Source organism: Mesorhizobium sp. M0633, assembly GCF_040320645.1.
Taxonomy (GTDB): Bacteria; Pseudomonadota; Alphaproteobacteria; order Rhizobiales; family Rhizobiaceae; genus Mesorhizobium.
The window spans coordinates 215,262-240,923 of sequence record NZ_JAMYQC010000001.1 but is presented as its reverse complement, the minus strand read 5'-3'; the positions used below and the strand labels follow the sequence as shown (position 1 = coordinate 240,923).

29 protein-coding genes are annotated in these 25,662 nt (G+C 62.9%); 16 read left to right on the top strand and 13 right to left on the bottom strand.

Features of this window, described 5'->3' with window-relative positions:
- Nucleotides 1-6: 6 nt before the first annotated feature.
- Entirely contained in the window at nucleotides 7-1,629 is a 1,623-nt protein-coding gene (locus tag NKI47_RS01165) for an FAD-binding oxidoreductase (RefSeq protein WP_352567988.1), read from the bottom strand.
- A 118-nt stretch (nucleotides 1,630-1,747) separates the two neighbouring features.
- Here NKI47_RS01165 and NKI47_RS01160 point away from each other — a divergent pair, with 118 nt between their 5' ends.
- Entirely contained in the window at nucleotides 1,748-2,233 is a 486-nt protein-coding gene (locus NKI47_RS01160; RefSeq protein WP_352586805.1) for a YegJ family protein, read from the top strand.
- Nucleotides 2,234-2,259: 26 nt separating this feature from the next.
- Here NKI47_RS01160 and NKI47_RS01155 read toward each other — a convergent pair whose 3' ends face one another.
- On the bottom strand, nucleotides 2,260-3,231 hold the full coding sequence (locus NKI47_RS01155) for a hypothetical protein (protein ID WP_352586803.1): 972 nt from the start codon (nucleotides 3,229-3,231) through the stop codon (nucleotides 2,260-2,262).
- 61 nt (nucleotides 3,232-3,292) lie between these two features.
- Complete coding sequence (locus NKI47_RS01150; RefSeq protein ID WP_352586801.1) at nucleotides 3,293-4,333, bottom strand: CapA family protein; 1,041 nt, start codon at nucleotides 4,331-4,333, stop codon at nucleotides 3,293-3,295.
- Between the two features lie 161 nt (nucleotides 4,334-4,494).
- Between NKI47_RS01150 and NKI47_RS01145 the strand changes: the two genes are divergently transcribed.
- The 6 genes from NKI47_RS01145 to NKI47_RS01120 all read left to right on the top strand — a co-directional run bounded on the left by NKI47_RS01145 (nucleotide 4,495) and on the right by NKI47_RS01120 (nucleotide 12,255).
- Complete coding sequence (locus NKI47_RS01145; protein ID WP_352586799.1) at nucleotides 4,495-5,748, top strand: hypothetical protein; 1,254 nt, start codon at nucleotides 4,495-4,497, stop codon at nucleotides 5,746-5,748.
- A 113-nt stretch (nucleotides 5,749-5,861) separates the two neighbouring features.
- Entirely contained in the window at nucleotides 5,862-9,029 is a 3,168-nt protein-coding gene (gene uvrB, locus NKI47_RS01140) for an excinuclease ABC subunit UvrB (RefSeq protein ID WP_352586797.1), read from the top strand.
- A 431-nt stretch (nucleotides 9,030-9,460) separates the two neighbouring features.
- The gene (locus NKI47_RS01135; protein ID WP_352586795.1) at nucleotides 9,461-10,990 is read left to right on the top strand and encodes an ABC-F family ATP-binding cassette domain-containing protein; all 1,530 of its coding nucleotides are present in this window, start codon (nucleotides 9,461-9,463) and stop codon (nucleotides 10,988-10,990) included.
- A 103-nt stretch (nucleotides 10,991-11,093) separates the two neighbouring features.
- Nucleotides 11,094-11,267: a hypothetical protein gene (locus tag NKI47_RS01130; RefSeq protein WP_352586793.1), complete on the top strand. Its 174-nt coding sequence runs from the start codon at nucleotides 11,094-11,096 to the stop codon at nucleotides 11,265-11,267.
- Between the two features lie 128 nt (nucleotides 11,268-11,395).
- Complete coding sequence (locus tag NKI47_RS01125; protein WP_352489020.1) at nucleotides 11,396-11,824, top strand: VOC family protein; 429 nt, start codon at nucleotides 11,396-11,398, stop codon at nucleotides 11,822-11,824.
- Between the two features lie 77 nt (nucleotides 11,825-11,901).
- Nucleotides 11,902-12,255, top strand: coding sequence for a DUF1428 domain-containing protein (locus NKI47_RS01120; protein ID WP_023678403.1), 354 nt, complete (start codon nucleotides 11,902-11,904; stop codon nucleotides 12,253-12,255).
- Here NKI47_RS01120 and NKI47_RS01115 read toward each other — a convergent pair.
- The 3 genes from NKI47_RS01115 to NKI47_RS01105 all read right to left on the bottom strand — a co-directional run bounded on the left by NKI47_RS01115 (nucleotide 12,242) and on the right by NKI47_RS01105 (nucleotide 14,542).
- Entirely contained in the window at nucleotides 12,242-13,897 is a 1,656-nt protein-coding gene (locus tag NKI47_RS01115; RefSeq protein ID WP_352586791.1) for a tetratricopeptide repeat-containing sulfotransferase family protein, read from the bottom strand. The genes NKI47_RS01120 and NKI47_RS01115 overlap by 14 nt on opposite strands.
- A 185-nt stretch (nucleotides 13,898-14,082) precedes the next feature.
- Nucleotides 14,083-14,349 (bottom strand): DUF1488 family protein, encoded by a 267-nt coding sequence (locus NKI47_RS01110; protein ID WP_023678405.1) that lies wholly within the window; start codon nucleotides 14,347-14,349, stop codon nucleotides 14,083-14,085.
- A 10-nt stretch (nucleotides 14,350-14,359) separates the two neighbouring features.
- On the bottom strand, nucleotides 14,360-14,542 hold the full coding sequence (locus NKI47_RS01105; RefSeq protein ID WP_023678406.1) for a hypothetical protein: 183 nt from the start codon (nucleotides 14,540-14,542) through the stop codon (nucleotides 14,360-14,362).
- A 367-nt stretch (nucleotides 14,543-14,909) separates the two neighbouring features.
- Between NKI47_RS01105 and NKI47_RS01100 the strand changes: the two genes are divergently transcribed.
- Nucleotides 14,910-15,176: a hypothetical protein gene (locus tag NKI47_RS01100; protein ID WP_023678407.1), complete on the top strand. Its 267-nt coding sequence runs from the start codon at nucleotides 14,910-14,912 to the stop codon at nucleotides 15,174-15,176.
- Nucleotides 15,173-15,418 (top strand): hypothetical protein, encoded by a 246-nt coding sequence (locus NKI47_RS01095; protein ID WP_023678408.1) that lies wholly within the window; start codon nucleotides 15,173-15,175, stop codon nucleotides 15,416-15,418. Before NKI47_RS01100 ends, NKI47_RS01095 begins: the two co-directional genes overlap by 4 nt.
- A 138-nt stretch (nucleotides 15,419-15,556) precedes the next feature.
- Here the strand turns inward: NKI47_RS01095 and NKI47_RS01090 are convergent, their stop codons facing one another.
- Nucleotides 15,557-15,958 carry a Kazal-type serine protease inhibitor family protein gene (locus NKI47_RS01090; RefSeq protein WP_023678409.1) on the bottom strand — a complete coding sequence of 134 codons (402 nt, stop codon included), beginning with the start codon at nucleotides 15,956-15,958 and terminating at the stop codon, nucleotides 15,557-15,559.
- 491 nt (nucleotides 15,959-16,449) lie between these two features.
- On the opposite strand from NKI47_RS01090, the gene NKI47_RS01085 reads away from it, so the two are divergent.
- The 3 genes from NKI47_RS01085 (at nucleotide 16,450) to NKI47_RS01075 (ending at nucleotide 17,707) form a co-directional block, all read left to right on the top strand.
- The gene (locus NKI47_RS01085; RefSeq protein WP_006202520.1) at nucleotides 16,450-16,662 is read left to right on the top strand and encodes a cold-shock protein; all 213 of its coding nucleotides are present in this window, start codon (nucleotides 16,450-16,452) and stop codon (nucleotides 16,660-16,662) included.
- A 229-nt stretch (nucleotides 16,663-16,891) separates the two neighbouring features.
- A complete protein-coding gene (locus tag NKI47_RS01080; RefSeq protein WP_006202521.1) occupies nucleotides 16,892-17,104 on the top strand; it encodes a cold-shock protein in 213 nt (70 codons plus the stop codon).
- A gap of 192 nt (nucleotides 17,105-17,296) precedes the next feature.
- A complete protein-coding gene (locus tag NKI47_RS01075; protein ID WP_023678410.1) occupies nucleotides 17,297-17,707 on the top strand; it encodes a BA14K family protein in 411 nt (136 codons plus the stop codon).
- A 69-nt stretch (nucleotides 17,708-17,776) separates the two neighbouring features.
- On the opposite strand, the gene NKI47_RS01070 is transcribed toward NKI47_RS01075, so the two are convergent.
- The 3 genes from NKI47_RS01070 to NKI47_RS01060 form a co-directional block, all read right to left on the bottom strand.
- On the bottom strand, nucleotides 17,777-18,418 hold the full coding sequence (locus NKI47_RS01070; protein ID WP_352586789.1) for an MBL fold metallo-hydrolase: 642 nt from the start codon (nucleotides 18,416-18,418) through the stop codon (nucleotides 17,777-17,779).
- 176 nt (nucleotides 18,419-18,594) lie between these two features.
- The gene (locus tag NKI47_RS01065; protein WP_023678412.1) at nucleotides 18,595-18,906 is read right to left on the bottom strand and encodes a hypothetical protein; all 312 of its coding nucleotides are present in this window, start codon (nucleotides 18,904-18,906) and stop codon (nucleotides 18,595-18,597) included.
- A 145-nt stretch (nucleotides 18,907-19,051) separates the two neighbouring features.
- Nucleotides 19,052-19,945 (bottom strand): branched-chain amino acid aminotransferase, encoded by an 894-nt coding sequence (locus tag NKI47_RS01060; RefSeq protein WP_023678413.1) that lies wholly within the window; start codon nucleotides 19,943-19,945, stop codon nucleotides 19,052-19,054.
- A gap of 249 nt (nucleotides 19,946-20,194) precedes the next feature.
- Here NKI47_RS01060 and NKI47_RS01055 point away from each other — a divergent pair, with 249 nt between their 5' ends.
- The 4 genes from NKI47_RS01055 to NKI47_RS01040 all read left to right on the top strand — a co-directional run bounded on the left by NKI47_RS01055 (nucleotide 20,195) and on the right by NKI47_RS01040 (nucleotide 24,123).
- Complete coding sequence (locus tag NKI47_RS01055) at nucleotides 20,195-20,722, top strand: MarR family winged helix-turn-helix transcriptional regulator (RefSeq protein ID WP_023678414.1); 528 nt, start codon at nucleotides 20,195-20,197, stop codon at nucleotides 20,720-20,722.
- Complete coding sequence (locus NKI47_RS01050) at nucleotides 20,709-21,428, top strand: response regulator (protein ID WP_023678415.1); 720 nt, start codon at nucleotides 20,709-20,711, stop codon at nucleotides 21,426-21,428. The genes NKI47_RS01055 and NKI47_RS01050 overlap by 14 nt, the downstream gene beginning before the upstream one ends.
- Before the next feature lie 51 nt (nucleotides 21,429-21,479).
- Nucleotides 21,480-22,895: an ATP-binding protein gene (locus NKI47_RS01045; RefSeq protein ID WP_023678416.1), complete on the top strand. Its 1,416-nt coding sequence runs from the start codon at nucleotides 21,480-21,482 to the stop codon at nucleotides 22,893-22,895.
- A gap of 205 nt (nucleotides 22,896-23,100) precedes the next feature.
- Complete coding sequence (locus NKI47_RS01040; RefSeq protein ID WP_352568002.1) at nucleotides 23,101-24,123, top strand: glycosyltransferase family 4 protein; 1,023 nt, start codon at nucleotides 23,101-23,103, stop codon at nucleotides 24,121-24,123.
- A gap of 12 nt (nucleotides 24,124-24,135) precedes the next feature.
- Here NKI47_RS01040 and NKI47_RS01035 read toward each other — a convergent pair whose 3' ends face one another.
- From NKI47_RS01035 to NKI47_RS01025, 3 genes are all read right to left on the bottom strand, one after another.
- Nucleotides 24,136-24,495 (bottom strand): tRNA-binding protein, encoded by a 360-nt coding sequence (locus tag NKI47_RS01035; RefSeq protein WP_352568003.1) that lies wholly within the window; start codon nucleotides 24,493-24,495, stop codon nucleotides 24,136-24,138.
- Between the two features lie 6 nt (nucleotides 24,496-24,501).
- A complete protein-coding gene (locus tag NKI47_RS01030) occupies nucleotides 24,502-25,002 on the bottom strand; it encodes a type III secretion system chaperone family protein (protein ID WP_023678420.1) in 501 nt (166 codons plus the stop codon).
- Nucleotides 25,003-25,333: 331 nt separating this feature from the next.
- Nucleotides 25,334-25,636, bottom strand: coding sequence for an accessory factor UbiK family protein (locus tag NKI47_RS01025; RefSeq protein ID WP_352469829.1), 303 nt, complete (start codon nucleotides 25,634-25,636; stop codon nucleotides 25,334-25,336).
- Between the last annotated feature and the right edge of the window lie 26 nt (nucleotides 25,637-25,662).

The window sequence follows — 25,662 nt, the reverse complement described above, 5'->3', positions numbered from 1 at the left end:
GCCGCTTCAGGCCGTGCCGATCAATGCCTTGACGGCGCGATAAAAAATCGACGAAAACAGCTCGCCCGGATCGTATTGCAGCTTCTTCGCCAGGAAGGACGGCAGTTCCGGATAGGAGGCAAGCAGTTCCTTGCCTGTGTAGTGGAGCTGGTAGGGCAGAAAAAAACGCCCGCCATGCTTGATCGTCACGTCGATCAGCGCCCTTGTCAGCGCCCGCATCCTGGCATTGCCGTCGGCGTCTGTCGGCTGATTGATGTAGAGCACCAGCGAATAGGCCGGCTCCGGCGCATAATTCAGCGCCACATCCTCCTTGTGGACGATGCGTACCGACGCGTTGAGCACCGGCAGGGTCTGGTTGCGCAGGATCCCGCGCGCTTCCGCGATGAACGGGTTATAGGCCGCCCGCGGGATGAAATACTCGTGCAGGATGTCGGTCTCATCGAGCAGATCGTTGAACAGATAGGGCACTGAATCGTGCATCGGATTGTTGCGCGTGACGAGGCAGGCCTCGCCCTCGGCCATTGCCGTCGTCCGCGCCACCGTGCAGTTCTCGAATTGCGGCTCCAGCGTCTTTTCGGTGAACCATTTCAGCTCCTGGAACAGGCTGCCCCATTTCGCCAGGTTGATGATCACCCGCTTGAGCCCGACCGAACCCGGTTCACCGATTGCCGGCTGGTCGGCCGGCGGCTGGTCGGCCACCTTGTCATAGCGGTAGACGATCATATCCTCGAGGAAATTGCCCGGCGCAGTCGACAGATGCCCATAAAACAGACCGATCGCCCTGTTTGGCTCCAGAACCTCGGCGAAGAACGTCGGGAAATCGTCCGATTTGATGATCTCGCGCGAGGTCCGGTAGACGGCGTTGTCGACGATGTCGAGTGTCGCCTCCAGCACCACGCCGAACAGGCCGTAGCCGCCGACGACGTGGCGGAACAGCTCGGTATTTTCGGCCGGTGAGCAGGTCGTCACCGAACCGTCCGCCAGCATCACCCGCATCGATCGGATCGAGCCGGCGACCGAGCCGGCCTGGTGGTCCATGCCATGCGCGTTGACCGACAGCGAGCCGCCGACCGAAAAGATGTCGGTCGACTGCATCGCCTTCACCGCAAAGCGCGGGTGCAAAAGGTTCTGGATGTCGTGCCAGCGCGCGCCCGGCTGCAAGGTGATCGTCTTCGCCGTCGGGTCGACACTGACCTTGTTGAATTTGCGCATGTCGAGGACCAGCGCGTTGTCGTCGAAGGCGTGGCCGCCCATCGAATGGCGCACCGCCGCGACCGAGACCTTCAGGCTATTGGCGCGGGCAAGGGCCAGCGCGCTCGCGATGTGGTCTTCCTCGCTGACTTCGATAACGCCGTAGACCGGTGTCATCGACAGGCCGCTGGCATCGTTGATGTTGCCGCCCTTGGTCAGCCATGGCAGCGCCGGATCGTAGGCTGGCGGGCCCTCCAGCGGCTTCTGCGCCAGGTCGATCCCGTCAATGTCGGCGATGCGCCCGGAATTCTTCTGCCCCGACGGACCGCGCGCCAGCCGCGCCACGGTCGTCCCGCCCCAGAGCATCGCGCCGCCGACCACCGCCGCACCCAGCAGCAGCCGCCGCGACAGGCGAAACCCCTTGCGTTCCTCGATCATAGCCCCACCCCACTGTCCCAGGAATAGCGCCAGATGGAGACAAAAACCAGTTGCCATCAGACGTTCGGCAAATGATGATCACAGTCGTTCTGGCGAAAGCGTCGAAAGCAGCCGCACCATGAAGCTTGCCGTCCGTGCCACGATTGCCCTGGTACTCGCGTTTGCTCCGGTCTCAGCCGACGCCCAAAGCGGTGAAAAGGGAGTCCTCGGTGTGGCAAGGGACGATCCGGAGATGGCGGCGGCGATTGAGCAGGCCCGCGCCAGCCTGGATGACTTCCTGATCCTGTCCGAGGCGCCGCCGTCCGGAACAGCCACGTTCAAATTGAAGGTAAGGATCGAAGACGGAACTGCGACGGAACATTTCTGGATCATTCCCTTTCACCGAACGGCGGGCGGATTTGCCGGAATTTTAGCAAACGAGCCGCAGGCAGTGCACAACGTCGTCGCCGGCCAGGAGATCGAATTCACCCGGGACGAAATTTCGGACTGGGGATACACCAAGAACGGCCATCAGGTGGGCAGCTTTACCGTCTGTGTGATGCTCAAGAAGATGTCGAAGGAAGACGCGGACTATCTCCGCGACAATTACGGCTTCGACTGCTGATGTCCGAGCGCGAGGCGCTTTAGCCGCTACCCCGCCTCCTCGTCCTGCGCCCCGATCTTGCGCACCAGCGCCGCGGTCGCCAGGATCGTGGCCATGTCGGCGATGATCGGCGCAACATGCTTGACATAGTCGAGCGGCACAGAGATGTCCGGCAGCTCGAAGAAGTTCTTCGTCTGCGGAAGCAGCAGAAAGCCGTCGCTGCCGTTGAGCGCGACGCGTGCCGGTTCCTTCGGCCATGTTTCGCCAAGCCATTCGAGTGCCTGCGCCAGCCGGCCGGTCACCAGCGGCCGCGCCGCCTCGATATTGTCGGTGCGGAACTCGTAGGCGGCATCGAGCTCCGGCACGCCGCTGGACAGTTCCTGCATCTTGCTGCCTAAGATGCCGCGGAAGAAGCCGACGACCTTGTTGGTCCGGCGCGCGGCCACCAATGTGCCGGGGAACGGCACGATCGTCTCGAAGGCGACGATGACGCCCTTGAACACTGCCGTCGTGCTCTTGCCCGTCCCTTCCCGGAGATCTGCTTCGTAAAGCTCGAACGGAAACCCCTCATAACGGCCGGAAAAAACATCATCGAAAGATTGCCGGTTGAACGGACCAACCGTCTCGCGCGGCAACCGGTCGAACGAATTCGGCTTGATGTTGTGCCGGTACCGCATGTCGTCGATGAAGCCGAAGATGATCGGCAACAGCGTGCTGCGAAACGACTGCTGCAATTTGCTCGCCGGCTTGATCGCCTGGAAATAGAGCAGGATCGCGGCCAGGAATCCGCCGATATAGAGGAACACATGCGGGGTCGAGAACCACTGCTCGTTGGGGTCGGCAACCCCGTTGAAGAGCCAGGCCACAAGCGCCACGAACACCAGCACCAGCCCGATGAAAAGTGGCACCCGCCAGCGCGTCCGGCGATGGGCCGAAGCTCGTTGCGCCTCATAGGCCTCGATGTTCTTCCTGAGGCCGGCGATCACCGCTTCGCTCGGCATGAAATCCGCAGTTTCCATCACCCACCCGCCGCCACAAGCCTGCCCGCGCTGGGCATGATAGCCGGTTTGGTGGACTGCGTCAGCGCACGGCACCGAAGACCGCATCGAGGCGGGCTAGAACCCTTTGCCTGGATTTTCCCGCCAGCGTTTCAACCGGGACCAGCCGCTCGTGATCGCCGGCGCGCAGCCGCACGAAGGCATGCAGCCGGTAGGCGGCGATGGCCCCGCGCGTGCCGGGATCGTCGCTGATGTCGACGACGAGAATGGCGCCGATGCGGCCGGGCCATGGCTGGCGCGCGAAGGCGGTGCCGATGAAATCGCCGAGCCCATAGGCAACGAGCGTCTTGCCGATCCGCTCGATCGGCTGCACGACATGGGCATGATGTCCGGCGATCAGGCCGACGCCATGTTCGGCCAGAAGTCGCGCCATTGCCCGCGTCTTCGCACGTGGAAAATGCCGGAATTCCCAATCCCAATGCGGCACCGCGCAGAGGAGGTCGACACCCGAAGCGGCAGCGTGCGGCCATTGCGTCGGATCGGCTTGCATCGAGACTCGGCCCGCGAACTGAGCCTCGTCGGTATTGCGCCACAAGGTAAAGGCGGCAAGGCCTATGGTCAGCGAACCAACCGCAAACCGCTCGACCGGAGCCGCAGTGCCGATCGTGCGGATGCCTAATTGCTCCAGCGCGGCGACGGTCTCGTCGAAGCCGGCAATACCCTGGTCGAGCACATGGTTGTTGGCCAGCGACAGCACCAGTTTTTCACGCGAAATGCCGGCGGCGGCCAGCGCCTCGGCAAGGAACCGCTCGCTCATCGCGTGGTGCGTGCCAAGCCTGGTGCCCAAAACAGCGCTCGGCCGCTCCACCACCGGGCTTTCGCAATTGCCGACCACCAGATCGGCCGAGGCAAGCAGTGCCGCAATCGCCGGATCGCAGTCCGGCACGCGGCGATTGGCCACCGCCGAGATATCGCCGACGAAAGCCAGCCGCACCATCCGCGCCGGCAGTGGTTCGAGCAGGGCTGCGGCCGCCGGAGCAAAGCCGCGCGCGTCGCCATCGAGCGAAGGCCGGAGGAAGCGCGGCAGCCACGACAGTTTGTAGGAAAGCGGATAGTTCGACACGCGACGCCCAATGGTTTGCCCTGTGTAGACCGTCTGCCGGATTGATTGAAGCTTCGACTGTCAGCATAAATGAAATGATGACCGGCCCGTCCGAAGGTAACATGCGCCGTGAGCCAAATGCGTGTATGGTTCGTGCGGAGCGACAAAGAGGGGCGACCAAGATGACGCGTTTTTTCAGGCTGATGGCAGGCGCCATCATTCTTCTCCTGCCGCTGGCTTTACCCAGCGCCGCGGCTCCCGAAGCGGCGGCCCTGTTTGAGGCAAAAATCGTAGCCGAACGCGACAGCGCTCTTGCCGCTCTGGAAGCCGCCGCGCCAGGCGATCCGGCAGCCGCCTACGCCGCCGGCGCCGGCGAATTCTTCACAGCGCTGGAGATCCTGGCCGGCGGTCTGCACCGCCACGGTTTCGACAGCCCGCAATCCTTCATGCTGCCGCTGATGCGGCTGCCGGTGCCGGACAATGCCAATCCCGAGCCGCTGACCTACGAACAATTCCGCGCCATTCTCGTCGCCTTCCGCGACCGGCTGGAGAAATCCGCAGCCACGCTGGGTTCGGTACCCCCCGACGCGGACATCGGCATGGTCATCGACCTCACCCGCCTCGGCATCGACCTCAACGAGGACGGCACCATCGCGCCGGACGAAAGCGCCGCGGCGATCATGGCGTCTCTGTCACGCGGCGGCGGTGCGCCAGACGCGGCCGCGCCCGCCCTCATCTTCCGCTTCGACCGCGCCGACGGCTATTGGCTGCAGGGCTATGCCGAGTTCCTGATGGCGCAGGCCGACTTCTGGCTGGCGCATGATTTCAGGGACACGTTCGACGGCTCCTTCCACATGCTGTTCCCGCGCGCCAAACTGCCACTGCAGGACACGCTCGTGCCGCTGGACGGTGGCACGAATGGCGGCATCCTGACGTCCGAATGGCGCATCGCCGACTTTATCTCCCTGGTCCATCTCATCAACTGGCAAGTGGTCGAGCCTGAGCGCCGGCAAGCGGCGCGCCGCCATCTCATGGAAATGATCCGGCTGTCGCGCGAGGACTGGAAAGCCATCCGAGCCGAAACCGACAATGACCGTGAATGGCTGCCCGGCCCGCAGCAAAAAGGCGCCAGCCCGCTGACCGGCCTCGAGGTCGGCGAGCAGCAGGTGCAGGCCTGGCTCGCCGCCTTGGCCATGGCCGAGGATCTGCTGGAAGGCCGCACCTTGCTGCCGCATTTCCGCATCGCCGACAAAGGCATCAACATGAAGCGCTTCTTCGACAAGCCGAAGCCCTTCGACCTGGTGCTGTCGATCACCGGCCCGGCCATCGCGCCCTATCTCGAACGCGGCAAGATTCTCACCAGTGAGGAGTTCGATCAGATCCAGCGCCAGTTCGGCGGCGCCGGGTTTCTGACGTTCGCGCTTTGGTTTAATTGAGCGGCGCACTTCGACGTTACTCCTGACAGCCTGCTGTCAGGAGCCAAATTGCGCCTCGCGCCACCCGCCACTCCGCTCTTTCCATTTTGGCCGATACCTCCCATATTCGGGCCATGGCCAGACTGTCCGACAAGAAAACGCCTCCGCCGGCGAATGACGAGCGCGCTTCGCCGCCCAAGCGGCGCAGTCCGCTGACCGATTTCCTCGATGCGTCGGAGCCCTTGTACAAGGGCGGCTTTGCCGAGGCGCCGCAGGCCGAGTTCACCGGCGCGCCGCTGACCGGCTCGATCGCCGACTGGGCCGAGCAGATAGAGCAGGAAGCCGAGAAGGAAGGGCGCGTTTCCGGCAAAGACGGCGGCAAATCGCCGAAGCCGGCGAAGAAAATCCCCGAGCGCTCCTCTTCCCCCGGCCGTACGGCACGCGGCACCTCGATGGGCGGCGCGGCTTCGGCGCGGGAGCGCACTGCGGCCGGTCTCAACCCTGTCGCTGGCCTCGATGTCTCCCTTGAAGAGGCCGAGACCATGGCCTCCGGCGGCGTCACCGCGACCGTCGCGGCGCTGTCGGCACTCATCGAATCCGGCAATCCGCTGCACAAGGACGGCGTGCTGTGGACGCCGCACCGTCCCGCCCGGCCGGAAAAATCCGAAGGCGGCATCGCCATCAAGATGGTCTCGGATTTCGAGCCCGCCGGCGACCAGCCGACGGCGATCAAGGATCTGGTCGAGGGCGTCAACAGCAACGACCGCACCCAGGTTCTGCTCGGCGTCACGGGCTCGGGCAAGACCTTCACCATGGCCAAGGTGATCGAGGAGACGCAGCGCCCCGCTCTGATCCTGGCGCCCAACAAGACGTTGGCCGCGCAGCTCTATTCCGAATTCAAGAAATTCTTCCCGGAAAACGCCGTCGAGTATTTCGTCAGCTACTACGACTATTACCAGCCTGAGGCCTATGTGCCCCGGACCGACACCTACATCGAGAAGGAATCCTCGATCAACGAGCAGATCGACCGTATGCGCCATTCGGCGACGCGCTCGCTGCTCGAACGCGACGACGTCATCATCGTCGCCTCGGTGTCCTGCATCTACGGTATCGGCTCGGTCGAGACCTATACGGCGATGACCTTCCAGATGCAGATCGGCGACCGGCTCGACCAGCGCGCGCTGCTCGCCGACCTCGTCGCCCAGCAATACAAGCGCCAAGACATCAATTTCGTCCGCGGCTCGTTCCGGGTGCGCGGCGACACGATCGAGATCTTCCCGGCCCACCTCGAGGACCGCGCCTGGCGCATCTCGCTGTTCGGCGACGAGATCGAGGCGATTACCGAATTCGACCCGCTGACGGGCCAGAAGACCGGCGAGTTGAAGAGCGTCAAGATCTACGCCAATTCGCACTATGTGACGCCGCGTCCGACCCTCAATCAGGCCATCAAGTCGATCAAGGAAGAACTCAAGCACCGGCTGGTCGAACTGGAACGGGCGGGTCGGTTGCTCGAGGCGCAGCGGCTTGAGCAGCGCACCCGCTTCGACCTGGAGATGCTGGAAGCGACGGGCTCCTGCGCCGGCATCGAGAATTACTCGCGCTATCTGACCGGCCGCCAGCCGGGCGATCCGCCGCCGACCTTGTTCGAATACATCCCCGACAATGCGTTGGTCTTTGTCGACGAAAGTCACGTCACCATACCGCAGATCGGCGGCATGTATCGCGGCGACTTTCGCCGCAAGGCGACGCTGGCCGAGTATGGGTTCCGCCTGCCGTCCTGCATGGACAACCGGCCGCTGCGCTTCGAGGAGTGGGACGCCATGCGCCCGCTTTCCGTTGCGGTTTCGGCAACGCCCGGCGGTTGGGAGATGGAGCAGTCCGGCGGTGTCTTCGCCGAACAGGTCATCCGCCCGACCGGCCTGATCGATCCGCCGGTCGAGGTGCGCCCGGCCAAGACGCAGGTCGACGATGTCGTGGGCGAAATCCGCGAGACCACCAGGGCCGGCTACCGCACGCTGGTCACCGTGCTGACCAAACGCATGGCCGAGGACCTGACCGAGTATCTGCACGAGCAGGGCATTCGCGTGCGCTACATGCACTCAGACATCGACACGCTGGAGCGTATCGAGATCCTGCGCGACCTGCGCCTCGGCGCCTTCGACGTGCTGGTCGGCATCAACCTGCTGCGCGAAGGCCTCGACATTCCCGAATGCGGCTTCGTCGCCATTCTCGACGCCGACAAGGAAGGCTTCCTGCGCTCCGAGACATCGCTGATCCAGACCATCGGCCGTGCCGCCAGAAACGTCGACGGCAAGGTCATCCTCTACGCCGACCAGATCACCGGCTCGATGGAGCGGGCGATGGCCGAGACCAACCGCCGCCGCGAAAAGCAGATGGAGTGGAACGCGGCCAACGGCATCACCCCGGAATCGGTCAAGTCGCGCATTTCGGACATCCTGGACTCGGTCTACGAGAAGGACCATGTCCGCGCCGACATCTCGCAGTTCACCGACAGCGCCGGCGCGATGATGGGCAACAATCTGAAGGCGCATCTCGACGCGATGGACAAGCAGATGCGCGACGCCGCCGCTAACCTCGATTTCGAGAAGGCGGCCCGCATCCGCGACGAGATCAAGCGGCTGCGCGAGATGGAGTTGTCCATCTCCGACGACCCGCTGGCCAAATATGCCGACATGGAAAGCCCGGTCTCGGGCCGCGAGAAGGGCAAGCACAACAAGGGCGTGGCCAAACATCGCACATCAGAGGAACAGGAGCGTTTCCGCAAGCTCGACGAGGCACGTGCCGCCGAAGAGGCGGCCCGCCCCAATCTCTTCCGCAAGCCGGCGCTCGACGAAATGGGTGCCGATGGCGCCGTGCCGGTGAAGAAGCCGCTGTTTTCGAAGCCCGCGCTCGACGCCATGGGGCCGGGCACGGATATGCCGACCCCGGCCGGCGCAGTGTCGCGTTCGCTGTTCAAGAAGCAGTCGGCCGAAGAGGCGCACGGCTCCGATTTCGGCATCCCGGGCGAACCGACCAAGCCGCTGTTCAAGAAGAACTCGCTCGACGAGATGACCGTGCGGCGCACCGAGAAGCCGGTCGAGGGAAAGGTGCCAGCGAAACCACAGCCGATCTCCCCCCGTGTGGGGGAGATGCCCGGCAGGGCAGAGGGGGGCGCGAAGGATCGCGACGATTTTGCAAAACCCATTGTCCGCCAGCGCAGTGGTATCGGCTCCTACGAAGACCCCGCCGACGCCCGCCGTGAAAAGCGCCGGCCCGGCAAGACGGGTCGGCCGGGGCGGTAGCGAGCTTCCCTTCTCCCCTTGTGGGAGAAGGTGGATCGGCGCGCAGCGCCGAGACGGTTGAGGGGTGCTGGACGGATCGCCGTCGGTGCCAAGCTGGAGCACCCCTCATCCGACCGCTTCGCGGCCACCTTCTCCCACAAGTGGAGAAGGGGGAGCCTAGCCACTTGCCATCGGCCCTACCCTTGGTGTAGCCAGTTTCTACAACTCGAACGTCTTGAAAGGAGGGCTGCGTGTTATTTTCTCACCACCGTCAGCGCGGCCCTGTCTCTGCCCTGCGAGCTTGCTTGCAGGGCTGACCAGAGACGGTCCGGGTTCTCCCGCTTCGATTTTTTGGTCCGCCCTTCGTGGTGCTGCAACGCCGAGCCTGATGGCCAGCCTGCGCACCGTCAAAGTGCATTGAGCCGGGCTCCGGCAAGACCAGAGAAATCAATATGGCCCTGATCAGCCTCAAGTCCCTCGGCGTCACCATGAGTGCGCCGCTCTTCTCCAACCTCGACCTCACCATCGGCACCGGCGACCGGCTCGGCATCGTCGCCGCCAATGGTCGGGGCAAATCCACTTTGCTGAAGTGCCTGACCGGCGAGATGGAGCCGACATCAGGCGACATCACCCGCACGCGCGGCCTGCGCGTCGGCTATGTCGAGCAAGTCGTCCCCGCAGCCTTGGCCGGGCGTAGCTTTCATGAGGTCGTGGCCGACGCCTTGCCGGCCGAGCAGGCCGAAAGCGAGCAATGGCGCGTTGACGTGGTTCTCGACTCGCTCGATGTGCCGCAGCCGATGCGCGAGCGGCCGATGCGGGCCTTGAGCGGCGGCTGGCAAAGGCTGGCGCTGATCGCCCGCGTCTGGGTCACCGACCCCGACGTCCTGCTTCTCGACGAGCCGACCAATCACCTCGATCTCGGCAAGATCAGCCAGCTCGAGACCTGGCTGAACGCGCTGCCACGTGAGGTGCCGCTGGTGATTGCCAGCCACGACCGCGCTTTTCTCGATGCTACGACCAACCGGACGCTGTTCCTGCGCCCCGAACAGTCGCCGGTATTCTCGCTGCCCTATTCACGAGCCAGGGACGCATTGAGCGAAGTCGATGCCTCGACCGAGCGCAAGTTCCAGCGCGACATGAAAGTGGCGCAGCAGCTGCGCCGGCAGGCCGCCAAGCTCAACAATATCGGGATCAATTCCGGCAGCGACCTTTTGACGGTCAAGACCAAGCAGCTCAACCAGCGGGCAGAGCGTCTGGAAGAAGCGGCAGCGCCGGCACACCGCGAAAGATCGGCGGGCGCGATCAAGCTCGCCAATCGCGGCAGCCATGCCAAGGTGCTGATCACGCTCGACGATTTCGTGGTCGGAACACCTGACGGCACGGTTCTGTTCAGCACCGGCAAGCGCCACATCTGCCAAGGCGACCGCATCGTCCTGCTCGGCCGTAACGGCGTCGGCAAATCACGGCTGATCGGCCTGATCCGGAATGCCATCGTCGCGCCGGAAACGGCGGCGCAAGGCGTGAAGGTGACGCCGTCGACCGTGCCCGGCTATAGCGACCAGGCATTGTCGGGCATCGGCGGCGACGACACGCCGCTGGCGATGCTCTCGCGCAGATTCGATGTCGGCGAGCAGCGCGCCCGCTCGCTGCTCGCGGGCGCCGGCGTCAGCATCGACATGCAGGAGCGCAGGATCGGCGTGCTGTCGGGCGGACAGAAGGCGCGGCTGATGATGCTGGCGCTCAGGCTCGCCAATCCCAACTTCTATCTGCTCGACGAGCCGACCAACCATCTCGACATCGATGGCCAGGAGGCGCTGGAAGCGGAATTGCTGGAACATCAAGCGAGCTGCCTGCTTGCCTCGCACGACCGCTCCTTCATCCGCACGGTTGGCAACCGCTTCTGGCTGATCGAGAAAGGGCGGCTGACCGAGGTCGACGACCCGGAAGCTTTCTTCCGGGAGGTAGCCGAAGCCGGCGGTTGAAAAATTGCGAAAAAAATTCCGGCGCTCTGTCGGATGATGATCGCATGCCACGTCCTTGGGACGCCGACACGGTGATGCCGGCGCCAATCGAGGAGAAAGCATCATGTCTATTCTGTCATCCATAGGTCACGCCGTGACGCGTTACTCGGCGGCTCGCGCCCGTTATCGCAGCGAACGCGCCATCCTTTCATTGCCGATCGAGCTGCGCAAAGATATTGGCTGGCCGGAAATCATCGTCGATGGGCAAAACAGCCCGCGGATTCGCATCGAAGGTTGAAAGGTGGCAGTTGGCCGTCGCGGCAGGCGCCATTTCGAATCCAAAAAGCCATCGGCCGTGTAGGATCGTCGCCGTTCCGTTCGTCCTGTGGTTCGCAAAGGCAAACCAGACGCAAAGAGGAGCATGACATGAATGACCAGCCGCAGACCCAGCCCGCCGCCAAAGTGCTTGGCGGATTGACGCCCTACCTTCAGCTGGACGGCGCTTTCAAAGCCGCAGAATTTTACCAAAAGGCCTTCGGTGCCGAGCAGGTCTTTGCCTATCCGCCGGACGAACAGGGCCGCACCATGCATATCCATCTCCACATCAACGGTTCGACCCTGATGCTTTCCGACTTCTATCCCGAGCATGGAATGGCCGCTGTGAAGCCGCAGGGCTACACCATGCAGCTCCATCTCGGCAGCGACGATATCGACGCCTGGTGGAAGCGGGCCATCGAGGCGGGGTGCGAGGAAGTCGTGCCGTTACAGGTGATGTTCTGGGGCGACCGCTGGGGCAATATGCGTGATCCGTTCGGCGTCGAATGGGCAATGAACGCACCGGTGAAAGCAGCTTAGCATTCCACACAGGCTGTGTCTGAAATCACCTCTCCCGCTCCAGAGGGAGAGGAAAACGATCGCATGGAGGAAATCAGATGTCCTATGTCGACGGTTTCGTACTTGCCGTACCGAAGGCAAAGCTCGATGCTTACAAGAAGCTGGCGGAAACCGGCGGCGCCGTCTGGAAGGAGCACGGTGCACTTGCCTACGTCGAATGCGTCGGCGACGACGTCCCTTATGGCGAGCTCACCTCGTTCCCGCGCGCCGTACAGGCCAAGGACGACGAGGTCGTCATCTTCTCATGGGTGGTCTACGAATCGCGCCAGAGCCGCGACGCGGTGATGGCCAAGGTGATGGCCGACCCGCGCCTCAAGTCGGACTGGGAGACCATGCCGTTCGACGGCAAGCGCATGATCTTTGGCGGTTTTCAGCCCTTCATCGAGCTGTAGGCGCCCCTCGATCAAGTTTGTCGTGCAGCGGCTTCAGCCGGTCGCCATAGCGCTTCCACAGGTCGACCGAGCCCTGATACATCGGCTGGCGCACTTGCGCAGCCGATGCCGTTCGCACCGGCCGGTCGGTCTGGTGGAACGACAGCACGGCGTCGTCCCACGGCAGGCCGAGATGGGCGATCAGCGCCCGCGACTGGCCTTCCTGGTCGGCGACGAAATCCTCGTAGCGAACGTCGTGCACGACATCAGGCAGCACGGCGTGCCAGTGCGCCATGATGTCGGTGTACAGATTGTGGAAATCGGCGAGCTCGTCGAGATCGTAGCCGTAGCGATGGCTGTCGCCGCGGAAGTGCACCTTGTAGATCGACAGGCAGGTCGCCGCCGCATCGCGCGCGCAATGGATGATCTTGGCCTTCGGCAGCATCAAATGGATGAAGCCCACCAAGAGGAAATTGCCGGGCATCTTGTCGGTGACGTGCCGAGAACCTGGATAGCGGGCGTGCAGCATGTCGAGATAGGCCTGGCCGGCCTCGGCATAGGCCTTGTCGGGCATGTCGGCGATGCCCCAGGGAAAGCCGCCCTTCATGCTGAGCGGAAACTGCTTGCCGACCGCCGTCTTCAATATGCCGAGCTCGCCGGCGCCATAGACCTGCGGATGGCTGGCGATGATCTGCTCGACCAGCGTGGTGCCGGAACGCGGCATGCCGACGACGAAGATCGGCGTGTCGTCGGCTATCCCGCTCGGCCTGTGCCTTTCAAAAAAGGCCTTGTCGAACACCGCCTTCATCGCCTCGAACTCGCCGCGCGTCTTGCCGGCGTCGTAGTCGATGCCCTGGCGGCGGATCGCGTTGCCTTCGGCGAAATAGTCGAAGGCGCGGCCATACTGCCTGAGGTCGTCATTGGCCTTGCCGAGACCGAAGGAAAGCTGCATGCGCGCCAGGCTGCCTTGCGGCGCCTTGGCGTGCTCCGCCTCCATGCGGGCAAGCTCGGCGTCGCGCTCCTTCTGGCGCTTGACCTGGGTAAGCATCAGCCAGGCCCTCGCCATGCCGGGGTCCACAGCCAGCGCCTGCCTGAAAAGATCCGCAGCCTCGTCGAGATTGCCCTTTTCCATCAGCCCGACACCCAGGCCGTGTAAAAGATCGGCATCCTTCGGCCGGATCGTCAGCGCCTCGCGAAAGACAGCCAGTGCCTCATCCAGCCGGCCCGCTTCCTGCAGCGTTTCGGCAAGCCCGACGCGGGCGCGGACATGGAACGGGTTACGGCCGATCGTGCCGCGATAAATATCCTCGGCGCCTTCGAATTGGCCGAGCTGCTTCAGCGACGAGCCGAGATTGTCACGCGCCGCCAGCTGGTCCGGCCGAATCGCCACCACCTTGCGGAAGAGATCGGCGGCGGCCGCGACCCGGCCGAGGTCGCGCAGCACGGTGCCGAGATTGTTGAGGAAATCCGGATTGTTCGGTTGCAGACGCACCGATTGTTCGATCAGCGCCAGCCCCTCGGCGCTGCGCCCGGTCTGGTGCAGCAGAAGCCCGAGGAAATGCGCAGCAGCCGGGTGGTTGGCCTTTTGCGCCAGCACCTGTCGGTAAAGCGCCTCGGCTTCCTGCCGGCGCCCGGCCTGGTGCAGCTGCAGCGCCTGCTGCACGTGCTGGTCGAGCCCCAGCGGCGGCTGTCCGCCTGAGCCGTAACGTGCGCCTGCCGGTTGTCTCGGATCTCTGTTGATGGGAAACCTGCCGTGTTGTCCGCCTGCCGCGATCTAGGCCATCGCTGCGGCGCGTGCAAGAGCAGACGGCGGTCGCTGCGAAGCAAACCTTCGAACCCGGGGGGAGCCTACCGAAAGTCGGCCGGCGTCAGCACATACATGTTCCTGCGGCCGTGCGAGTAGGCTTGGCGCGCAATCTCGTGGATCGACGAACGCTTGGCGTCGAAGGCGCTGAGAAATTCGGCCTCGGCTCCGCTTGCTGCCGGGTTTGCCGCCGAAAGTGCCGCGACCTCGACAAAGAACGGGACTTCGAGCATGCCGTCATGGCCGACGAAACGAATGCGCTTGGCCGCCGCGTCATAGGAGCGGCTGGGATTGGGAAAATTGAGCGTCATGGCTTGCGCGTCAAATCAGGCGGTTGCTTTCGGCAAGCTGGCGCGCCCGCCGCGCCGTGCCGTCGGTGTCGGCAATCCTTCGCCTTGCCGCCTCGTCGCTTCTTATCGTGAGACGCGGCGACAAGACCTTTATCGGCTTTGCGACAGGACTGACTGCAACTGTCGGGACATCCGGTGTTCTTGCGGAGTTCATGACTCTCTTCCTTCCATTGCTAGATAAATACAAATGCCGGAGGAATTTTTTCGGAAGTTCTTCAAACAATTTTTGAGGTGCACCGGGACCGTATCATCGTTCTGCGGATAACTATAGAAAAGTAATTTGACGTTGGTAGGGGTAAGAGGCCGAAAACTTCTTGAATAAGCCGTATTTTCAGACTATTGGTATGAAACCGTTTTGGGCCATGCTTGGCCCCGCGGTGTCAGGGATTCTCGGCCCGCCAAACTTATCCAAATCGCCGACACCTGGTACCGCAATGCAGGCTCCGCTTCCGGGGCAGGCCGGAAAGAAACTTCAAGGCACGAGAACTTCAAGGCACAAGCGAGAACTTCGAGGCACAAGAATGTCTGCTCGCACCACCCATTCCATAGCGCATTTCGCGGCACCTTTCGTGCTTGGCGGGCTGGATGGCGTGCAGCCGGCCGGCGACTATGACATCGACCACGACGAAGAACTGATCGACGGCATGTCCTGGCCTGCCTGGCGCCGCGTCGCCACTTTCATCCATCTGCCGGCAAGGACAGTGAAAAGCGCGACCAGCCAGCTTGTCGCCATTGACCATGCCGAGCTCGACGCAGCGCTTCGGCACGACCAGGAGAATGTCACATGATCCGCTTCCAGCAGAATGCGCGGCGCACGGACACGCCGGCGCATATCTTCACCGTCGGCCAGACCGTCCGCATGAAGAGCCGCACCGGCCTTGCCCAAAAGACCGCGGAGCTGTTCCAGATCAAGAGCCGGCTGCCGGTCAAGGACGGCTCGCCGCAATATCGCATCCGCAGCGATCAGGAGACCTATGAGCGGGTCACCACGGAAGACAATCTCGAACCGGTCGACAACCCGGCCAACTGAGCCGACGCGCCGCAACGCTGCTTCACATGCTGATGGTGCCGCAGATCTGCGTCGCCTGCGCATCTCCAACGGGAACGGCGCTGAGCTCTACGCCGGCCCCCAGATGGTGCTTATCCGGCCAGGCTGTAGGTCGGTGCGCTAGCAGGGCCCGTCATCGACGACGCGATAATCCGCCGCGCGGGCTTCGCATTCGTTGGGGAATGTGCGCAGTTCGCCATGGCGACGGGCACAGACCGGGCGGTATTCGCGGGTGCAGAATGTCTGCTCCTCACCGCCACCACCACCGCCGCGGCACTCGCCCTCGCGAATGATGCGGTATCCGGCCCGTTCGGCAAGGCAGGCATTGGCGAAGGTCTGGCGGTCGCCGCCGCGCCGGGCACAGACCGGGTCATATTGCCTAGTGCAGAATTGCGGCCCCGGCCGTGGCGGGCGCGGCCCCGGCCCCTCATCATCCACCACGACGGTGCAGGCTGCGAGAATTGCCGACAGGAACAGGATGGAAAAAACCTGCCGCGGAAAGATTGCCGCAAGAAACCGCATGAATGTTCCCTCCCTCGAAACTCCTGCCTGCACAAATGGTGCCTGGGTCAGGCCGATCCTCGTCATTCCGCTGCCAGATGCAACCCCTGTTTGCAACTGGCGAGCCAGGGCGGTATGCCGGCGCAAGCCAAGACAGCACCTGCCCCGCTGGCTGGACCATGCCTGGGTGAAGTCTGGCCGATGACCGCGCAGAGAACCGGGACTATCGGTGCGATGCGTCGGGATGCGCCTGTTGGGGCCGCCCGCGGCTGTGTCTTGCAAGCATCACGTTTCCGTGCGATAAATTTTGTGTTCGGGCATTTGCGACCCGGAGAGCGGAACGTTTTGGACGACCTTTCCCCGATACTGTGAATCTCTGACAGCCCCGTTTTCGGCGGGGGGTTTTACCCATGCGCCAATGCATGACTGCCGAAGCAACCACCGGGACTTGCCCACGGCGCCAGGCGGCGGGCGGAACCACCAAGACTGACACGGGTGAAGGAGTTTCCCCAATGGCCCAGACCGGCACCGTTAAATTCTTCAACGCTACCAAAGGCTTCGGCTTCATCACGCCCGATGGCGGCGCCAAGGATGTGTTCGTCCACATCTCGGCGATCGAGGCTTCCGGGCTGCGCACGCTTGTCGACGGTCAGAAGGTCACCTTCGATGTCGAGCCCGACCGTATGGGCAAGGGTCCGAAAGCGGTCAATCTCCGCGCTGCCTGAAACCACAGCGTGCCGCGCGTCCTTTCGGGGTGTGAGGATGCTGCAAGGCTTTTGGAGTGAACTTGAATTCTGTAAAGGCGCGGCGGTTTTCGTCGCGCCTTTTGTGTTCCGGGATGCTTGCCCGCACCCGCAAAACTTTCTCTTGCCGATGGCACTAAAATAAAGGACAAATTTCCGTCCGGGCATTTGCCGGCCCGAGACTGGACTTGTGGGATCAAAGGAGCTTCCCATGCCGCAGACCGGCACCGTCAAATTCTTCAATCACGCCAAGGGCTTCGGCTTCATCACGCCGGACGACGGGGCAAAGGATGTCTTCGTCCATATTTCGGCCGTGCAGGCGTCGGGTCTTCCCGGTCTTGAGGATGGGCAGAAAGTGACATTCGACACCGAGCCGGACAAGCGCGGCAAGGGTCCGAAAGCCGTCAACCTGTCGATCGGCTGAACCACCCCCGGACAGAATGGACGTGGGCCGGTCTGGCCTGCGGTGTTTGCCGCACGCTTGAACCGCCCAGTTAGATGAACCGCCTGGTCAAATTTCGTTCAGCCCCCGTTCAGCCACGGTCGCATATTAATCTTCGTTAAAGCCGGACCGCATCCCCCGAAAACGACCCGGGCCGGCACGAAGGAGACCGACATGAACCGAATTTTCAAGACTGCCATCCTGTCCGCCGCGGTCGTTGCGACCACGCTTGCGACCTTGCCCGCGGCGAATGCCGACGAATGGCGCCATCACCGCCGCCACCACGGCCACGGCGACGCCGTTGCGGCCGGCGTGCTCGGCCTTGCGGCCGGTGCCCTGATCGGCGGTGCGCTCGCCAGCCCGCAGCCCCGCTATTACGACCCGGCCTATGATGATGAATACTACAGGCCTGCCCCGGTGCGCCGTTATTACGTGCAGCCGCGAGTGGCCTATGCCGAAAGCTATGCGGAGCCGTGGACCCGCGGCTGGTACGAATACTGCTCGGACCGCTACCGGAGCTTCAACGCCCGTACCGGCACGTTCACCGGCTATGACGGCGAACAGCATTTCTGCACCGCCAATTAGCGGAGGCAGTTTCCCGTCGGAAAAAAGCGCGGTCGCACAGGCCGCGCTTTTTGTTTCCGGCAAGCGGTTTCAGACCAGAAAAGGATTGCTCCGCCGCTCCTCACCAAAACGGCCGCCGGGACCATGGCCGCAGATAAAGCCGATGTCGTCGCCCAACGGCAAAAGCTTCTCCTTGATCGAGGCGATCAGCGCGGCGTGGTTGCCGCCCGGCAGATCGGTGCGGCCGACCGAACCGCGGAACAGCACGTCGCCGACATGCGCGAACTTCGCCGCCCGGTTATAGTAGACGACGTGGCCGGGTGCGTGGCCCGGACAATGGAGCACCTCGAACTCGTGCGAGCCGAACGAAACGGTCTCGCCTTCGGCAAGGAACCGGTCGGGGACACAGTTGCGCACGGGATCGGTGATGCCGTAGCGCTTCGCCTGGTTCTCGAGATTGACGAGCAGCGGCCGGTCGGCGGCATGCGGACCGATGATCTCGATACCGAGCGCCTCCTTCAGTTCCATGGCCCCGCCGGCATGGTCGATATGGCCATGCGTAATCCAGATCGCGCCGGCAGTGATCGCATTGTCCTCGAGCGCCGCCAGCACCTTGTCGATGTCACCGCCCGGATCGACGACAACGCCTTGTCTGTCGTCCATGTCGAAGAGGATGGTGCAGTTCTGCTGGAACGGCGTGACCGGCACGATGCCGGCGTTGAGCTGACCCATATTCGTCCTTTCACGCTGTCGGAGTGCTGCGCGTCCCCTCGAACGCGTCAGGAGAGCTCCAACCTTGAACCAGGCCCTGATGTAGAGACACACGCGAACGGCGTCCACCGCTCCCACAAACGGCAAACGAAATGGGCGGCCGAAGCCGCCCATTTGACAACCTGAAACGTCGAAGCTTATTTCTTCATCGCGTTCATGACCGCACCGATGATGCCGGTCAGGATGGCGCCGCCGCCGGCACCGCCAACGATATTTGAAATGTTCAACGCGCTGCCGGCCCCTGCCGCCGTGGCGGCTGCTGCCGGATCGACCGCGCCACCCAGCAGACTGTTGAGGATGGCCGCACCGCCGACGCCGCCGACAGCGCCACCCAGGATTTTGGTAAGCTGCCCCATCGCCGCACTCTTGATAGCCGCACCCACCGCCTGGCCACCGATGATGCCCGTAATCACCTGAATAATGATCGGAAGAAGCGTGTTCATATCCATATTTCCAGTCCCTCCATAGCTGCCAGCCTCCCAGGCCGACGCCATCATGAGACGCCGAATTGAATGAAAGTCAAATGCGCAAACGCTTAAATAAAAGGGGCGGCCCGAAAACCGCCCCTACTTGATAAAAAACCTGTGACTTTCGTTATTCTGCAGCAATCGCGTGGTTGGGTTGAACCGCCGCAGAATAGTCGTTCATCAATGTCTTGGCGATATCGCCGACCTCGAATCGGTACGGACCGATCTCCGAAACCGGTGTCACCTCGGCCGCCGTCCCGGTGAGGAAGCACTGGTGGAAGCCTTCAAGCTCCTCCGGCATGATGGCGCGCTCGATCACCTCCACACCGCGGTCCTTGGCAAGGTCGATGACCGTGCGGCGGGTGATGCCGTCAAGGAAGCAATCAGGCTTGGGCGTATGGATCTTGCCGTCCTTGACGAAGAAGATGTTGGCGCCTGTCGCTTCCGCCACCTGGCCACGCCAGTCGAGCATCATGGCGTCGGCATAGCCCTTGGCCTCGGCGGCATGCTTGGACATGGTGCAGATCATGTAGAGGCCGGCCGCCTTCGATTTCGACGGTGCGGTGCGCGGGTCGGGGCGGCGCCATTCGGCCATGTCGAGCCGGATACCCTTGAGCTTCTGCGCCGGGTCGAAATAGCTTGGCCACTGCCAGATGGCGATGGCGCAGTTGATCCGGCTGTTCTGTGCGGAAACGCCCATCTGTTCACTGCCGCGCCACGCGATCGGCCGGACATAGGCGTCTTGGAAACCTTGCTTCTTCAACAGCGTGCGGCAGGCGTCGTCGATCTCGGCGACCGAGTAGGGTATCTTGAAGCCAAGCAGGCGCGCCGATTCATGCAGGCGTTCGGTGTGGTCGGTCAGCTTGAAAATTTCGCCCCCATAAGCGCGCTCGCCCTCGAATACCGCGCTGGCGTAGTGCAGCCCGTGGGTCAAGACGTGGATCTTGGCGTCGGCCCATTTGACGAATTCGCCGTTCATCCAGATAAAGCCGTCCAGTTGGTCGAAGGGAACGGATGCCATGGTAACCTCCCGCGGGCGGCGGCCCGCACATCATTGCGTCGTTGCGTGTTTCGTTTCGGCCGCTGTGGGCGGCCATTGTCTCAAAGCGTAGGCGGATATTTAAGGTCTGGCAAACTCAGGAAGTTCCGGAAAAAACGGCTTCGCTTGCCTTTTCGTTCGCAATCCGCCGAAAAGCTTGCCAAAAATTACCATCGCGCGGAAAATACGTCAATAGTGCTGACATAATTTCCTGCTTCACACGGAGAAAAGATGACGAGCCACGCAGCCGCAGAACCGATCAGGACGGCGATCACCGACGAGGACGGCATCGATTTCGCCATCATCGAGTTGTTTTTCTTCGCCTATCGCGACTTTACCTCCGATCCGGACCAGATCCTGGCCGAATACGGTTTTGGCCGTGCCCATCACCGGGTTCTGCATTTCGTCAATCGCCGGCCCGGGCTGACGGTCGCCGAGCTCCTCGACGTGCTCAAGATCACCAAGCAGAGCCTGGCGCGCGTGCTCAAGCAACTGATCGACACCGACCATATCGTGCAATTGCAGGGCCCTCGCGACCGCCGCCAGCGCGAACTCTACCCGACGGCCAAGGGCCGTGCCCTGGCGCTGGCGCTGGCGCGGCCACAGTCGCGCCGCATCCATGCTGCATTGGAAGATTCCGGAGCCACCGAACGCGCCGTTATCGAACGGTTCCTTGAAGCGATGGTCAATCCGGAACTAAGGGCGCAGATCGACATTGTGCCCGCAAAGATGTCAGGGAAAAACCATGGAGACCATTGAGAGGGTTGATCATCCGACAGCACCGGAAGACGACGCGCCGCATCTGCTGGTGGTCGACGACGACACCCGTATCCGCAATCTTCTGAAACAGTATCTGACCGAAAACGGCTTTCGCGTCACCGTCGCCGGAAATTCCGGCGAGGCGCGGCGCAAGCTCGCCGGCCTCGACTTCGATCTGATCGTGCTCGACGTCATGATGCCGGGTGAAAGTGGCGTCGACCTCACCAAGGCGCTGCGGGCGGAGAAAAACGTGCCGATCCTGATGCTCACCGCACTGTCCGAAACCGACAGCCGGATCACCGGGCTCGAGGCCGGCGCCGACGACTATCTGCCTAAACCGTTCGACCCGCGCGAGCTGATCCTGCGTATCAACAATATCCTGCGCCGCGGCGGCCCCGCGACAACGCCTAAGGTCGAACAGCTGGTCTTTGGCCCCTATACGTTCCAGATCGCCAGGCGTGAGCTGAAGCGCGGCGGCGAGGCGCTCAAGCTGACCGACCGCGAGCAGGAAATCCTGGCGATCTTCGCTGCGCGTGCCGGCGAAACGATACCGCGGCATGAGCTTGTCGGCGATGAATCCGAGGTCGGCGAGCGCACGATCGACGTCCAGATCAATCGGCTCCGCCGCAAGATCGAACGCGATCCGTCCAATCCGGTCTGGCTGCAGACAGTGCGCGGTATTGGGTATCGGCTCAGCGTGGAATAGAATGTCGCCGACAGCGGTCCTTTGCCGGGCCGCCGGTGAGCGAAAAGACGAATGGCGACCACGCAACTCGAACGGCCGGGAGATGGCGGCTTGAGCGCTCGCGCGACGCGGGCGCTCAAGGCCGTGCCGCGCGCCTGGAACCGTTTCTGGCGCCTGGTGTCGCTTTACATGCCGAAGCGGCTCTATGCCCGTTCGCTGATCATCGTCATCGCGCCGATGATCATGCTGCAGTCGGTCGTCGCCTTTGTCTTCATGGAGCGCCACTGGCAGACCGTGACGCAGCGCCTGTCGCAGGCCACGGTGCGCGACATCGCCGCCATCATCGACCTGATAGAGACCTATCCTCACGACGCCGACTACGCCAACGTCATCCGCATCGCCCAGGATCGCATGCAGCTGAAGGTCGACCTCCTGCCGCCCGACCCGCTGCCGCCTCCCGGGCCAAAGCCGTTCTTCTCGATCCTCGACGAGATCCTTTCGTCCGAGATCACCCGCCAGATCAACCGTCCGTTCTGGATCGATACGGTCGGCAATTCCAATATCGTCGAGGTCCGCGTCCAGCTCGAGAACAAGGTGCTGCGCGTCTTCGTGCGCCGCAGCCAGGCCTATGCATCGAACACCCATATTTTCCTGATCTGGATGGTCGGCACCTCGCTGGTGCTGCTGATGATCGCCATTCCCTTCCTGCGCAACCAGATCCGGCCGATTCTGACGCTGGCCGAGGCGGCCGAGAGCTTCGGCAAGGGCCGGCCGATGCCGCGCGATTTTCGCCCGCGCGGAGCCGAGGAAGTCCGCCGCGCCGGCTTTGCCTTCATACAGATGCGCGAACGCATCGAACGCCAGCTCGAGCAGCGTACCGCCATGCTGAGCGGCGTCAGCCACGATCTGAGGACCATCCTCACCCGCTTCAAACTGCAATTGGCGCTTGCCGGGACCAAGGCGGCCGATACCCAGGCACTCGACCAAGACATCGACGACATGCAGTCGATGCTGGAAGGCTACCTTGCCTTTGCACGCGGCGAAGCTTCGGAAGACGCAGGTCAGTTCGATCTCGAAGCCTTCTTCGACAAGCTTCGCGAGGAAGCCGCGCTGCGCAAGCGCAAGCTGTCGACCGTGCTTGTCGGCGATCCGCATGTGCACGTGCGCCCCAATGCCTTTGCCCGGCTGCTGTCCAACGTCGTCGGCAATGCATTCCGCTATGCCAAGACGGTGGAGATCAATGCCAATCATGGGCGCGGTTCGCTGCTCGTCACCATCGACGATGACGGTCCGGGCATTCCGCCCGAAAAGCGGGAGGATGTATTCAAGCCGTTCGTGCGGCTCGACGAGGCCCGCAACCTCGACGCCAGCGGCACCGGCCTTGGCCTCTCCATCGCACGTGACATTGCCCGCAGCCATGGCGGCGACATCGTCCTCGAACGCAGCCCGCTCGGCGGCCTTCGGGCGGTGATCAAGGTCCCCGCTTGACGGCAGCGACACCCGGCCTTCATCGGCCCGTCATGAAACCATGGTGAAGAGCGCCAATGAAGCGCGCAATCCTGATTGATTCGGCCCTGCGGCCTCATTTCGACCCCGCGCCTGCCCGGGTGCGCTGGTGCGACGCCAGAGCTGCGGCGTGGTCGCCGTTCAGGCATCGCGGCAAGCCAATCAAGCTTGCCGCCAAGGGACCGCCATGCGCATCCTGATGGTCACCGACGCCTGGCGCCCGCAAGTCAACGGCGTCGTCCACACGCTGGAGCGCCTCTCGGAGACCCTGAAATCCTTCGATATCGAGACGGACTTCCTGACGCCGAATATCTTTCGCACCCTGCCTCTGCCGACCTATCCCGATATCAGGCTGGCGCTGACGACGCCGCACCGCGTGGCGCGGCTGATCGAGGCGCGCAAGGTGGACCACATCCATATCGTCACCGAAGGACCGCTCGGCATTATGGCCCGGCGCTACTGCCGCAACGCCGGCCGCCCGTTCACGACCAGCTATCACACACGTTTTCCGGAATATCTGAGCGCACGCCTGCCGGTGCCTGAAGCATGGGCCTATCGCTGGCTGCGCGATTTCCACAATTCAGGACAGGGCACGCTGGTTGCCACACAGTCGCTTGCCAACGATCTTGCGGCGCGCGGTTTCACCAAGCTCCGGCCGTGGACGCGCGGCGTCGACACCGATCATTTTCGGCCGGACAAAAGAAAGGACCTGGGATTCCCCGGACCGATCTTCCTCTGCGTCGGCCGCGTCGCGATCGAAAAGAACCTGCCGGCCTTCCTCGACCTCGACCTGCCCGGCAGCAAGTTGGTCGTAGGCGAAGGGCCGGAATTGGCGAAGCTGAAGGCCAGATATCCCGATGCCCATTTCCTCGGCCATCGTCCGAACGACGAACTGGCCGAGATCTACGCCTCGGCCGATGTTTTCGTCTTCCCCAGCCGTACCGACACGTTCGGCAACGTCATCATCGAGGCGCTGGCCAGCGGCACGCCGGTCGCAGCCTATCCCGTCACCGGACCAATCGATATCGTCGGCGACGGCATCGGCGGCGCGGTGTCGGACGACCTGCGGCAAGCAGCGCTCGCCGCCCTTCACGTCGACCGCGCCGAGGCGCGGCAACGCGCGATGCGCTACAGCTGGAAGGCCTGCGCGGAAATGTTCATGGAAACGGTCGAAGAGGCGCTGGGTACCAGGCGTAAACTGGCTGCGTGAACAACAGCGCAGCTAGAACAACCTGCCGCCGTCCGGCACCTTGCGCTCGATCGCGCCAAGGACGACGGCGCCCTCCTCGTCAGGAAAGCCGAGCGTCAGCACTTCCGACATGAATGGCCCGATCTGACGCGGCGGGAAATTGACCACCGCGAACACCTGCCGGCCGATCAGGGTTTCGGGCGTATAATATTTCGTGATCTGGGCCGAGGATTTCTTCACCCCGATCACGGGACCGAAATCGATTTTCAATTTGATCGCCGGCTTGCGCGCCTCGGGAAAAGGCTCGGCCTCGACGATCGTGCCGGCGCGGATGTCGATGCGGTCGAAATCGGCAAAGCTGATCTCGGGTTTTCGCGCGTTGCTCGAACTCATCGACGGTCAGGCGTTTCCGTAGGTTTCGAACAGCACGCCGGCCAACGCATCCTTGGCCGAAGTGCCTGACCAGACGACGAACTGGAACGCCTGGAAATAGCATTCGCAGGCCTCCAGCGCCGACGACAGCAGCACCTCGACCTGCTGGCTCGACGGCTCGACCCCACCGGCCAGCAGCAGCGACTGGCGGAACATGATGGCGCCTTCCTGCTCCCAGAGGTCGAAATGGCCAAATAGCATCTGCTCGTTGATCAGCGAAAGCAGCCGCATCACCTCGAGCGCGCGCGCCTCCGGGACCTTGATGTCGAAGGCGCAGGCCAGGTGCAGCGCCTCATAGTCCTCCATCCAGGAGAATGAAACGTGGTAGTCGGTCCAGCTTCCGGCAACAGAGATCGAGATCTCGTCGTCGCCGGCCCGCTCGAAGGACCAATCGTTGTTGTGCGCCACCTGCTCGATAACATCCACCGGATGGATTTCGCGGGAGAATTCGAGTTCGAGAAGTTCCATGAAATGCTTCCTGTCGTTCTGGGAGCGCCACCACACGCTCCGCTGGAGAGGCACACTCGAACAATTCTGCCTAGAACTCGGACGGCCAGGACTTCGTCAACGCAAAGACCCCGGACCGGACCCCACCGCCCGGCGCATGACCCTGCTCCGAATCATGCAACAAATTCAGTCTATTGATCGGGAGTCGCGTGACCAGCCAAATTTTTCGCACTGCGTCATTCGCATGTGGAAAGGCGCTGTCACAAAGATTCACGCAGTACCGGTAAGCGATTCACGACAAAGCGCTTTTTGCGATCCGGCTTTGTGGAAAAGTTTAACGATTTATTTCTTGTTATTTTTTTGCACGCGGCTTTGACGCAGCCGCAGGCGCTGGTTGACCGGTCAATTCGGCAAGCCTGGCCTCAAGCGCCTCGATGCGAGCGGCGAGGCGGGTGTTTTCTTCCCTGGCCTTCGCCGCCATGTCGCGAGCGGCCTCGAATTCCTCGCGCTGCACCACGTCCATGGAGTTGAGTATGCGCTCGGCCTGGCCCCTGAAGGCGGTCTCCACCTCGCGCCGCACGCCTTGCGCGGCACCGGCTGCATCGGTCATCAGCTTGGCGAATTCATCGAGAATGCGGTTCGGTCCGGTCGCCATGGCAAATCCTCGCTTGGTCGAATTGA

Coding starts and splice junctions, on each gene's coding strand:
- NKI47_RS01130 (WP_352586793.1), top strand. CDS start 11,094: ATGTCTATTCTGTCATCCATAGGTCACGCCGTGACGCGTTACTCGGCG.
- NKI47_RS01110 (WP_023678405.1), bottom strand. CDS start 14,349: ATGACGCTCAATTTTCCCAATCCCAGCCGCTCCTATGACGCGGCGGCC.
- NKI47_RS01030 (WP_023678420.1), bottom strand. CDS start 25,002: ATGGAACTTCTCGAACTCGAATTCTCCCGCGAAATCCATCCGGTGGAT.
- NKI47_RS01105 (WP_023678406.1), bottom strand. CDS start 14,542: ATGAACTCCGCAAGAACACCGGATGTCCCGACAGTTGCAGTCAGTCCT.
- NKI47_RS01095 (WP_023678408.1), top strand. CDS start 15,173: ATGATCCGCTTCCAGCAGAATGCGCGGCGCACGGACACGCCGGCGCAT.
- NKI47_RS01125 (WP_352489020.1), top strand. CDS start 11,396: ATGAATGACCAGCCGCAGACCCAGCCCGCCGCCAAAGTGCTTGGCGGA.
- NKI47_RS01070 (WP_352586789.1), bottom strand. CDS start 18,418: ATGGGTCAGCTCAACGCCGGCATCGTGCCGGTCACGCCGTTCCAGCAG.
- NKI47_RS01050 (WP_023678415.1), top strand. CDS start 20,709: ATGGAGACCATTGAGAGGGTTGATCATCCGACAGCACCGGAAGACGAC.
- NKI47_RS01025 (WP_352469829.1), bottom strand. CDS start 25,636: ATGGCGACCGGACCGAACCGCATTCTCGATGAATTCGCCAAGCTGATG.
- uvrB (WP_352586797.1), top strand. CDS start 5,862: ATGGCCAGACTGTCCGACAAGAAAACGCCTCCGCCGGCGAATGACGAG.
- NKI47_RS01045 (WP_023678416.1), top strand. CDS start 21,480: ATGGCGACCACGCAACTCGAACGGCCGGGAGATGGCGGCTTGAGCGCT.
- NKI47_RS01060 (WP_023678413.1), bottom strand. CDS start 19,945: ATGGCATCCGTTCCCTTCGACCAACTGGACGGCTTTATCTGGATGAAC.
- NKI47_RS01075 (WP_023678410.1), top strand. CDS start 17,297: ATGAACCGAATTTTCAAGACTGCCATCCTGTCCGCCGCGGTCGTTGCG.
- NKI47_RS01055 (WP_023678414.1), top strand. CDS start 20,195: ATGACGAGCCACGCAGCCGCAGAACCGATCAGGACGGCGATCACCGAC.
- NKI47_RS01100 (WP_023678407.1), top strand. CDS start 14,910: ATGTCTGCTCGCACCACCCATTCCATAGCGCATTTCGCGGCACCTTTC.
- NKI47_RS01090 (WP_023678409.1), bottom strand. CDS start 15,958: ATGCGGTTTCTTGCGGCAATCTTTCCGCGGCAGGTTTTTTCCATCCTG.
- NKI47_RS01160 (WP_352586805.1), top strand. CDS start 1,748: ATGAAGCTTGCCGTCCGTGCCACGATTGCCCTGGTACTCGCGTTTGCT.
- NKI47_RS01040 (WP_352568002.1), top strand. CDS start 23,101: ATGCGCATCCTGATGGTCACCGACGCCTGGCGCCCGCAAGTCAACGGC.
- NKI47_RS01065 (WP_023678412.1), bottom strand. CDS start 18,906: ATGGATATGAACACGCTTCTTCCGATCATTATTCAGGTGATTACGGGC.
- NKI47_RS01145 (WP_352586799.1), top strand. CDS start 4,495: ATGACGCGTTTTTTCAGGCTGATGGCAGGCGCCATCATTCTTCTCCTG.
- NKI47_RS01035 (WP_352568003.1), bottom strand. CDS start 24,495: ATGAGTTCGAGCAACGCGCGAAAACCCGAGATCAGCTTTGCCGATTTC.
- NKI47_RS01085 (WP_006202520.1), top strand. CDS start 16,450: ATGGCCCAGACCGGCACCGTTAAATTCTTCAACGCTACCAAAGGCTTC.
- NKI47_RS01165 (WP_352567988.1), bottom strand. CDS start 1,629: ATGATCGAGGAACGCAAGGGGTTTCGCCTGTCGCGGCGGCTGCTGCTG.
- NKI47_RS01120 (WP_023678403.1), top strand. CDS start 11,902: ATGTCCTATGTCGACGGTTTCGTACTTGCCGTACCGAAGGCAAAGCTC.
- NKI47_RS01155 (WP_352586803.1), bottom strand. CDS start 3,231: ATGGAAACTGCGGATTTCATGCCGAGCGAAGCGGTGATCGCCGGCCTC.
- NKI47_RS01135 (WP_352586795.1), top strand. CDS start 9,461: ATGGCCCTGATCAGCCTCAAGTCCCTCGGCGTCACCATGAGTGCGCCG.
- NKI47_RS01080 (WP_006202521.1), top strand. CDS start 16,892: ATGCCGCAGACCGGCACCGTCAAATTCTTCAATCACGCCAAGGGCTTC.